The following is a 10,323-nucleotide window of genomic DNA, read 5'->3' on the forward strand; positions in this document are numbered from 1 at the left end:
CTGGCGGTGTTCAGCGGCTTTCTTTTGCCTACTTTTCTTTGCCGCGGCAAAGAAAAGTAGGTGCTGCCCCGCACAGGGGCAACGCTAGCAAACCAGACGCAAATCGCGGACGCCAACGAAAGCAAAAGCAAAAACCAAAACCAAAACCAAAAACCAAAAACCAAGACGAAAAACCAAAACCCAAACCCCTCCCTCACCCCAACTCCTCAAACAACCAATCCTGAAAGCTCTTAAGCTTAGGCAAATCCGCCCGAGACTTAAGCAGATTCATGGTGTACCCATTCACCCGCAACCCATCAAACCCAAGCGGCGCAACCAGCGCACCCGTCTGAAGCTCCCGCTGCGCCAGCAGCAAACTTTCGAGACAAACCCCAAGCCCATCGACAGCCGCGCTAATCGCCATAAAAGAACGGTCAAACCGCGGCCCACGCGTAATGTCGACAACAACTTTCCGATGCAGCCGCATCCAGTCTCGCCACCCAACAAGACATCCTTCGCTATGAATCAGCGTGTGATGCCGTAAATCGGCAACGGCGCGAATCGGATGCTCGCCCTCAGCAAGCCGGGGCGAACACAGCGGCACAATCGTCTCCAACGGCAAATCCAGCACCATCGTCCCGGCAGGTTGCAAACGCCGCGCGCCATAACGGATATCGATATCCACCGCCTCCTTGATCAGATCGACTGGCGCCGATGAAGCATTCAGCCGCACATCGATATCCGGATGCAACGCGCTAAACCTCGCCAGCCGAGGCATCAACCACTGCGTCGCGATGCTCGGCGTCGCATGCACCGTCAGGATGTCGCTCTTGGCGACACGCCCAATGTCCCGCGTCGCCTTGTCGATGCGCGCGAATGCCGCGCCGATTTCCTCTGCATATTGACGCCCCGTGTCCGTGAGGATCACCGCGCGATGCACGCGATGAAACAGCCGCACGCCCAACTGGTCCTCCAGAAGCTTGATCTGATGGCTCACCGCCGACGGCGTTACGAACAGTTCGTCTGCTGCAAGCGCGAACGACGATAGCCGCGCAGCCGCCTCGAATGCCTGAATCGACTTGAGTGTGACCCGATTGTGCATCGCAGTATCCACATGAATTCAATTCAACGATAGGACACTTTAATTCGTTTGAGCCAATGTGTTCAAGCAGATACGCTTGATTCACTCGCAGCACACACGAAACAAGGGATTACCCGGATCTGCGAGCAGCACGAAGCATCCCGCCATGAATCACCGGACGCCCGGCCTTCATCGAGCCAGGCGCTGCAAGAAGGAGACACGCGTGAATACGAGCGAAGCCGGGCGCACCGCCCAACTCGCGGAACACGCCTACCGCATCCGCCGCAACGCGCTGCTGATGGGCGAAGTACAGGGCCAGGGCTATATCGGCCAGGCGCTCGACATAGCAGACGTGCTGGCCGTCGCCTACTTCGGCGCCATGCAATACCGCCCCGAAGATCCCGATTGGGAAGGCCGCGACCGCTTCCTGCTGTCGAACGGCCACTATGCGATTGCCTTGTACGCCGCCCTCTTCGAAGCCGGCATCCTCCCCGCCGACGAACTCGAAACCTATGGCAGCGACGACAGCCGCCTGCCCATGTCGGGCATGGCCAGCTACACGCCCGGCATGGAGATGTCGGGCGGTTCGCTCGGCCAGGGTCTGACGATTGCAGTGGGCCGCTGCCTCGGCCTCAAGCGCAAGCAATCGGATGCTTTCGTCTACACGCTCTTCTCCGATGGCGAACTCGACGAAGGCGCGATCTGGGAAGGCATCATGTCCGCCGCGCACTGGAAACTCGACAACCTGATCGCCATCGTCGACGTCAACAACCAGCAGGCCGACGGTCCATCGACACAGATCATGGCCTTCGAGCCACTCGTCGACAAGCTCGAAGCGTTCGGCTGGTACACGCAACGCGTGGATGGCAACGACATCGACGCCGTGAAGCGAGCCTTCGATAACGCGCGCCATCACGACAAGGCCCAACCGCGCATCATCGTGTGCGATACGAAGATGGGCTGCGGCGTGCCGTTCCTCGAAGAACGCGAGAAGAACCACTTTATCCGTGTCGATCCGCACGAGTGGCAGCTCGCGCTCGAAGCACTCGATGCCGGGAGACAAGCATGAGCACCGTCCTCAAGAAGCCGCGCCTGAAGACCTCGGCGATGATCGCGTCGATTGCGGGCGAGGGCCAGCTTACGCGTTCGGCACCGTTCGGCCATGCGCTCGCCGAACTGGCGCGCACGAAAACCAACGTGATCGGCATGACGGCCGATCTCGGCAAGTACACCGACCTGCACATCTTCGGCAAGACATTTCCCGAGCGCTACTACCAGATGGGCATGGCCGAGCAACTGCTGATGGGCGCGGCAGCCGGCTTCGCGCATGAAGGCGCGCAGCCGTTCGTCACGACGTATGCGGTGTTCGCCACACGCCGCGCGTACGACTTTATCCATCAGACCATCGCCGAGGACAACCTCGACGTGAAGATCGTCGCTGCGCTGCCTGGACTCACGACGGGCTACGGTCCGAGCCATCAGGCCGCAGAAGACATCGCACTGATGCGCGCGATGCCGAACATGACCGTGATCGATCCATGCGACGCGCTCGACATCGAACAGATGGTGCCCGCCATTGCCGCACATAAAGGCCCCGTGTATGCGCGTCTGTTGCGCGGCAACGTGCCCGCCGTGCTCGACGATTACGGCTACCGGTTCGAGCTCGGCAAGGCCAAGCTGCTGCGCGACGGTAACGAAGTGCTGCTGATCTCGTCCGGCCTGATGACGATGCGCTCGCTCGAAGTCGCCAAGGCGCTCGAAGCGGACAACATCGGCGTGGGCGTGCTGCATGTGCCGACCATCAAGCCACTCGATACCGCGACGATCCTGCGCGAAGCCAAGCGCACGGGCCGCATGGTGATCGTCGCGGAGAACCATACGGTGATAGGTGGACTGGGCGAAGCGGTCGCGCGCACGCTGCTCGGCGCGGGCGTCACGCCGCCGTTCCGGCAGATCGCCCTGCCCGATGAATTCCTCGACGCGGGCGCCTTGCCCACGCTGCACGACCGCTACGGCATTTCCACCGAAGCGATGTGCGACACCATCAAGGGCTGGCTGGGCTAAGACACCGAAGACACCGAAGACCCTGCAAGACCCGATAAAACCCGATAGCTACGCAACACCGCTTACTCAAAAATCCATTATCAGGAGAACAGCATCATGTCAGAGTCGCGTCTTCTCGACGGCAAGGTCGCCGTCATTTCCGGCGCCGCCTCGCCGCGTGGCATCGGCATGGCCACCGCGCGCATGTTCGCCACGCACGGCGCGAAGGTCGCGATCCTCGATCTCGACGCATCGGCGGCACGCGACGCGGCGGCATCGATCGGCCCTGAGCATCGCGGCTATGCCTGCAACGTCACCGACCGCCAGGCGTGCGCCGCCGCCGTCGAACAGGTAGTCGCCGACTTCGGCGCCATCGACGTACTCATCAACAACGCCGGCATCACGCAGGCCGTGAAGCTGCTCGACATCGACTCTGAAAGCTGGGACCGCATTCTCGACGTGAACCTGCGCGGCGTGCTGTATCTGTCGCAAGCCGTCGTGCCGCAGATGAAGAAACAGAAGAGCGGCTCGATTGGCTGCATGTCGTCGGTATCGGCGCAGCGCGGCGGCGGCATTCTCGGCGGCCCGCACTATTCGGCGGCCAAGGCAGGCGTGCTCGGACTCGCCAAGGCGATGGCGCGCGAGCTCGGTCCCGACGGCATCCGCGTGAACTGCGTGACGCCCGGCCTGATTCAGACCGACATCAATGCAGGCAAGATTCCCGACGACAAGCGCGGCGAAATTCTCGCGGGCATTCCGCTCAACCGTCTCGGCGTGCCTGATGACGTAGCGGGCGCATTCCTGTTTCTCGCAGCGCCGATTTCGTCGTACATCACGGGCGCCGTGATCGACGTGAACGGCGGCATGCTGATTCACGGCTAGACGGTATCTCGCAGCACAGGCGTCACGCGCGCGGCAGCGTCCGGCCAGCCGCGCACGACAAGGCAGTCGCCGGACACAGGCAAGCGCGCCGCAGAGCGCGTTGCAGGGGAACACAACTATACCGATACATCACATCCGTATTGGAGGAGCACATCATGAGCAACCGCTCGACCATCCGTGGCGGCATCGACCGGCGCACGTTCCTGAAAGCGGGCGCAAGCGTCGCCGCCGCAGCGCCGCTGTGGGGACTGCCGATCCGCCGTGCATCGGCTGCCGATTTTTCGTACAAGCTCGCGACGGGCCAGGATCCGACGCACCCCGTCAACATCCGCGCGCAACAGGCCTGCGACAAGATCCGCGCCGCCACGGGCGGCAAGCTCGACATCAAGGTGTTCCCCGCCAACCAGCTCGGCTCGGATACCGATCTGCTCTCCCAGGTGCGCAGCGGCGGCGTCGAGTTCTTCAACCAGGCCTCGTCGATTCTCGCGACGCTTGCGCCTGCAGCAGGCATCGTCAACACCGGCTTTGCGTTCCCCGACTACGACACCGTCTGGAAAGCGATGGACGGCGATCTCGGCGCCTATATCCGCGCGCAGATCGAAAAGACGGGCATCGTCACGGTATCGAAGGTGTGGGACAACGGCTTCCGGCAAGTGAGCTCGTCCACCAAGGTCATCAAGACGCCGACCGATCTGAAAGGCTGCACGATCCGCGTGCCGCAGGCGCCGATGCTCACGTCGCAGTTCAAGGCACTCGATGCCGGCCCCGCGCCCATCAACTTCAACGAACTGTATTCGGCGCTGCAGACAGGCGTGGTCGAAGGACAGGAAAACGCGCTGCCCATCATCGCGACGGCCAAGCTCTACGAAGTGCAGAAATCGATCAGCCTCACTTCGCACGTGTGGGACGGCTACTGGATTCTCGGCAACAAACGAGCATGGGACAAGCTGCCGCCCGATATGCGCACCATCGTCACGCGCGAATTCGAAGCCGCGGGCATGCTGCAACGCGCGGACATCGCGTCGCTCAACGGCTCGCTGCGCAACGATCTCAAGGGCAAAGGCGTGAACGTCGTCGACGTGGATCGCCCGGCCTTCCGCGATGCCTTGCGCAAGACCAGCTTCTATAGCGACTGGAAAGCGAAATACGGCGACCAGGGCTGGACCCTGCTCGAAAAGTACGTTGGAAAACTGGTATGAACACCATGCACACCATTTCTTTCCCGCATCCGTCGCCGCGCCGTGTCGTCAGCGTGATCGACACTCTGCTTGGACATGTCGTCGAGATCCCGGCGGCGCTGCTGGTGATCGCCGAGATCTGCGTGCTGCTCGCGGGCGTGACCAGCCGCTATCTGCTGCACACGCCGCTGGTGTGGTCGGATGAACTCGCGTCGATGCTGTTTCTCTGGCTCGCGATGCTCGGTGCCGTGGTCGCCTTGCGGCGCGGCGAGCATATGCGGATGACGGCGCTGGTCAGCAAGGCATCGCCTGCGTTGCGTGCGTTTCTCGACGTGGTCGCGATTGCCGCGCCGCTGGCCTTCCTGCTGCTGGTGATCGGCCCTGCCGTCGAATTCGCGCAGGACGAGGGCATCATCACGACGCCCGCGCTCGAAATCTCCAACACGTGGCGCGCGGCGGCGCTGCCCGTCGGCTGCGCGCTGATGCTGGCCGTCGCCTGCCTGCGGCTGCTGCGCACCGCCAACTGGCAGATGACGCGCGGCGCACTCGCGCTGGTCGCGGCCATCGCGGGCGGCTTCGTCGCCATCGGCCCGCTGCTGCACGATCTCGGCAACGTGAACCTGCTGATCTTCTTCGTCGGTCTGGTGGCGCTGTGCGTGCTGGCGGGCGTGCCGATCGCGTTTTCGTTCGGCCTCGCCACCTTCGGCTATCTCGCGCTGACGACGAGCACGCCGCTGAGCGTCGTAGTCGGACGGATGGACGAAGGCATGTCGCATCTGATCCTGTTGTCGGTGCCGCTGTTCGTGTTCCTCGGGCAACTGATCGAGATGACGGGCATGGCCGCCGCGATGATCGCCTTCCTCGCGAGCCTGCTCGGCCACGTGCGCGGCGGACTGTCGTATGTGCTGGTCGGCGCGATGTATCTGGTGTCGGGCATCTCGGGTTCGAAAGCCGCCGATATGGCCGCCGTCGCGCCCGTGCTGTTTCCCGAGATGAAGGCGCGCGGCGCGAAGCCCGGCGATCTCGTCGCACTGCTCGCCGCAACAGGCGCGCAGACGGAAACGATCCCGCCGAGTCTCGTGCTGATCACGCTCGGTTCGGTCACAGGCGTGTCGATCTCCGCGCTCTTCACGGGCGGCATGCTGCCCGGCATCGTACTCGCGATCACGCTGTGCACTGTCGTGTGGTTCCGTTATCGCAGCGACGATCTGTCGGGCGTGCGGCGCGCCACGCGCGGCGAAGTGGTGCGCAAGCTCGCCATCGCGGTGCCTGCGCTGGCGCTGCCGTTCGTGATCCGGCTGGCTGTGGTCGAAGGTGTCGCGACGGCGACGGAAGTCTCGACCATCGGCATTGCGTACGCCGTGCTTGCGGGCCTGCTGATCTATCGCCGCTTCGAATGGGCGCGCCTCAAGCCGATGCTGATCGACACGGCCGCACTCTCGGGCGCGATCCTGCTGATCATCGGCGCGGCGACGGGCATGGCGTGGGCGCTCACGCAATCGGGTTTCTCGGGCCAGCTTGCGCAGACCATGGCTGCCTTGCCCGGCGGCGCCGCGATGTTCATGGCCGCTTCCGTGCTGGTGTTCATCGTGCTCGGCAGCGTGCTGGAAGGCATTCCCGCCATCGTGCTGTTCGGCCCGCTGATGTTCCCGATCGCGCGGCAGATGGGCATTCACGACGTGCACTACGCGATGGTCGTGATCCTGTCGATGGGTGTGGGTCTGTTCGCGCCGCCGTTCGGCGTCGGCTACTACTCGGCATGCGCAGTGAGCCGCATTCATCCTGACGAAGGGATGAAGCCGATCATCGGCTATATCGCGGCACTGATCGTCGGGCTGATCGTCGTGGCCGCTGTGCCGTGGATCTCGATCGGATTCCTGCACTGAGATTGCCTCGCGCTGCGTTCTCTGCAGAATGCAGCGCCCTTTCTTTCCCTTTACACACGCTCACGAGAGCCGCTGCATCCAGCGAGCAGCGGCAAGGAGAAGTCATGTCCGCACTCATGCCGTCGCCTGATCTGCCGAACGCGCCAGTCACCGAAACGCGGCCCGGATCAGAGCTCGAAGCGCGGCCGCTCGCCAACGCGATCCGTTTTCTCGCCATCGACGCCATCGTGCGCGCCGGCGAAGGCCATCAAGGCGTGCCGCTCGGCATGGCCGAAATCGCCACCGCGCTATTTACGCAGCACATGAAGTTCAATCCCGCCGATCCGCAGTGGCCCGACCGCGACCGTTTCGTGCTGTCAAACGGACATGGCTCGATGCTGCTCTACGCGCTGCTGCATCTGACTGGTTATGCGCACTTCGGCATCGACCAGATCAAGTCGTTCCGCGAAATGGGCTCGCATTGCGAAGGACACCCCGAGTTCGATACGGCGGCGGGCATCGAAGTCACCACAGGACCGCTCGGACAAGGCATCGCGAACGCATTCGGCATGGCCGTGGCCGAAGCGTATCTGAACGCGCGATTCGGCGACGGTATCGTGGACCACTACACGTATGCATTCGTCGGCGATGGCTGCCTGCAGGAAGGTGTCGGGCAGGAAATGATCTCGCTCGCGGGTCATCTGAAACTCGGCAAGCTGATTCTCTGCTGGGACGACAACGGCATCACCGACGACGGCAGCACCGCGCTATCCATCAGCGAGGACGTGAGCGAGCGGTTCCGCGTCGCGGGCTGGCATGTGATCGAAGTCGACGGACACGATCTGCAAGCCGTCGCAGCCGCGTTGGCGGAAGCAAAGCGTGATCCACGCCCTTCGATGCTCGCGTGCCGCACGGTGATTGCGCGTGGCATCGCGCGTCTGCAAGGACAACGCGGCGGCCACAGCGGCAAGCTGTTCGACGCCGATGCTAGCGCGGCGCGTGAAGCGTTGGACTGGCCGCACGCGCCGTTCGAGATTCCTCGCGATGTGCTCGACGAATGGCGCGCCGCAGGCCGGCGCAGCGAACACGAATATCGCGCGTGGCACGAACGCCTCGCCACCTTGCCCAACGAGGCTCGCGCCGAATTCGAGCGCATCCAGGCGGGCCGTTTGCCTGAAGGCTGGCAGCAGGTACTGGAAGACTACAAGCAACGCACGCTGGAAAAAGGCGAAGGACAGGCGGGCATCATGATTTCCGCCGAGATCAACGATCTGCTCGCGCCGTTGCCGGAACGTATGGTCGGTTGCGCGGACCTCGAAGCGCCGACCAGCCACAAGCGCAGCCTGCGTGCGTTCACTGCCGAGGACCGCGCCGGCGCCTACGTGCATTGCGGCGTGCGCGAGCACGTGATGGGCGCAATGGCGAACGGCATGGCCGCACACGGCGGCGTGATCGCGCTGGCCGTCACCTACCTTGCGTTCGCCGACTACGAGCGTCCTGCGATGCGCATGGCCGCGCTGATGGGCTTGCCCGTGAAGTTCGTGTTCAGCCATGACTCGATTGGCGTCGGCAAGAATGGACCGACACATCAGCCCGTCGAAATACTCGCATCGCTACGCGCGATGCCGAACATGCACGTGTTCCGTCCCGCTGACGCCATCGAAGCCGCCGAATGCTGGGCACTTGCCTACGAGCATCGCAGCGGACCGAGCACGATGGTGTTCGCGCGGCAAACCCTGCCGCTCGTCCGCACGCGTGCCAGCGCAGAGAACCTGTGTGCACGTGGCGGTTATGTGCTCGCCGAAGCCGAAGGCGGCTCGCGTGCCGTCACTTTGCTCGCAACGGGATCGGAAGTCGCGCTTGCGGTTGCGGCGCGCGAGCGGCTGCAGGCGGAAGGCATCCCCACTGCGGTCGTGTCGCTACCGTGCTGGGAACTATTCGACGAACAGGATCGCGCGTACCGGCAAGCGGTGCTCGGCGTGGACTCGGTGCGAATCGGCATCGAAGCCGCTGTGCGGTTCGGCTGGGACCGTTATCTCGGCGAGCGCGGCAGCTTTGTCGGCATGACGGGATTCGGCGCGTCCGGCCCGGCTGAAGCGTTGTACGAGCATTTCGGCATCACGCCCGCGCATATCGTCGCGGAAGCCAGGCGTCATCTTTCAACATAAGACTACGACAGGAACCAGCATGCAGAAGATCGTCTTTCTCGACCGCGCGACGCTTGCGCCGCAAATCACGCTGACGCGCCCCGCGTTCGAACACGAACTGATCGAATATGACCATACGGATGTGGATCAGGTGGCTGAGCGCCTGGAAGGTGCGACCATCGCGATCACCAACAAGGTGCCACTTACTGCCGACACGCTTGCCCGCCTGCCTGCGCTGAAACTGGTAGCCGTAGCGGCGACGGGCACCGATTGCGTCGATAAGGACGCGTGCGCGCGGCATGGCATCCGCGTGTCGAATATTCGCGGCTATGCCGTCAACACCGTGCCCGAGCATACCTTCGCGTTGATGCTTGCGCTGCGGCGCAATCTGATCGCGTATCGCGATGATGTTCTCAATGGTGAATGGCAGAAGTCCGGGCAGTTCTGTTTCTTCAATCATGCGATCCATGATCTGGGTGGCATGACGCTCGGCATTATCGGCGAAGGCGTGTTGGGGCAGCGCGTAGCGGAAATCGCGAAGGCGTTTGGCATGCGCACGCTGTTTGCCGCGCACAAGGGGCGTGACGGGCTCGGGCCGCTTTATACACCGTGGCAAGAAGTGCTTGAAACCAGCGACGTCATCACGATTCACAGTCCGCTTACGCCGCAGACGCGCGGCATGCTGGCGATGCCTGAGTTTCGTGCGATGACGCGCAAGCCGCTCGTCATTAATACTGCGCGTGGCGGGCTTGTCGATGAAGAGGCGCGCGTGTGCGCGCTGGATGAGGGCATGATTAGCGGGATTGGCTTCGATGTGCTCGTTAGTGAGCCGCCTTCCGATGATAATCCGTTGATGCGCATTGCGATGCGGTCGAATGTGATTTTGACGCCGCATGTGGCGTGGGCTTCTGATGAGGCGCAGCAGGCGCTGGCGGATCAGTTAATGGATAATGTTTCTCGATTTGTTGAGGGGGTGGGGGTGAATGTTGTTGTTTGATGTTAGGGTTTGATGTTGGGGTTTGTGCGCTGGCATCCGCGTTTTGTTAGTGATACTTCATGCGTTGCCCCTGTGCGGGGCGGCACTTACTTTCTTTGCCGCCGCAAAGAAAGTAAGCAAAGAAAGCGGGCTAACACCGCTAATGCTAGTT

At 62.8% G+C, this 10,323-nt stretch carries 8 protein-coding genes and 1 pseudogene; 8 read left to right on the forward strand and 1 reads right to left on the reverse strand.

Annotated elements, in window-relative coordinates; translation table 11 throughout:
* A pseudogene (locus DK391_RS45135) lies at positions 1–224 on the forward strand (hypothetical protein); the annotation flags it as partial.
* Here the strand turns inward: DK391_RS45135 and gcvA are convergent.
* On the reverse strand, positions 194–1,093 hold the full coding sequence (gene gcvA / locus DK391_RS42900) for a transcriptional regulator GcvA (RefSeq protein WP_109484076.1): 900 nt from the start codon (positions 1,091–1,093) through the stop codon (positions 194–196). The pseudogene DK391_RS45135 and the gene gcvA sit on opposite strands and share 31 nt — an antisense overlap.
* A gap of 190 nt (positions 1,094–1,283) precedes the next feature.
* On the opposite strand from gcvA, the gene DK391_RS42905 reads away from it, so the two are divergent.
* The 7 genes from DK391_RS42905 to DK391_RS42935 all read left to right on the forward strand — a co-directional run bounded on the left by DK391_RS42905 (position 1,284) and on the right by DK391_RS42935 (position 10,172).
* Positions 1,284–2,129: a transketolase gene (locus DK391_RS42905; RefSeq protein ID WP_109484077.1), complete on the forward strand. Its 846-nt coding sequence runs from the start codon at positions 1,284–1,286 to the stop codon at positions 2,127–2,129.
* The gene (locus DK391_RS42910) at positions 2,126–3,124 is read left to right on the forward strand and encodes a transketolase family protein (RefSeq protein WP_109484078.1); all 999 of its coding nucleotides are present in this window, start codon (positions 2,126–2,128) and stop codon (positions 3,122–3,124) included. Before DK391_RS42905 ends, DK391_RS42910 begins: the two co-directional genes overlap by 4 nt.
* Positions 3,125–3,220: 96 nt before the next feature.
* A complete protein-coding gene (locus tag DK391_RS42915) occupies positions 3,221–3,985 on the forward strand; it encodes a glucose 1-dehydrogenase (protein WP_109484079.1) in 765 nt (254 codons plus the stop codon).
* Between the two features lie 155 nt (positions 3,986–4,140).
* On the forward strand, positions 4,141–5,184 hold the full coding sequence (locus DK391_RS42920; protein WP_109484080.1) for a TRAP transporter substrate-binding protein: 1,044 nt from the start codon (positions 4,141–4,143) through the stop codon (positions 5,182–5,184).
* A gap of 5 nt (positions 5,185–5,189) precedes the next feature.
* Entirely contained in the window at positions 5,190–7,049 is a 1,860-nt protein-coding gene (locus DK391_RS42925; RefSeq protein WP_109484082.1) for a TRAP transporter large permease subunit, read from the forward strand.
* A gap of 104 nt (positions 7,050–7,153) precedes the next feature.
* Positions 7,154–9,196: a transketolase gene (tkt, locus tag DK391_RS42930; RefSeq protein ID WP_239483113.1), complete on the forward strand. Its 2,043-nt coding sequence runs from the start codon at positions 7,154–7,156 to the stop codon at positions 9,194–9,196.
* A 19-nt stretch (positions 9,197–9,215) separates the two neighbouring features.
* On the forward strand, positions 9,216–10,172 hold the full coding sequence (locus tag DK391_RS42935) for a D-2-hydroxyacid dehydrogenase (RefSeq protein WP_109484081.1): 957 nt from the start codon (positions 9,216–9,218) through the stop codon (positions 10,170–10,172).
* Positions 10,173–10,323: the final 151 nt, after the last annotated feature.

The sequence above is a fragment of the Paraburkholderia sp. C35 genome, assembly GCF_003121405.1.
Taxonomy (GTDB): domain Bacteria; phylum Pseudomonadota; class Gammaproteobacteria; order Burkholderiales; family Burkholderiaceae; genus Paraburkholderia.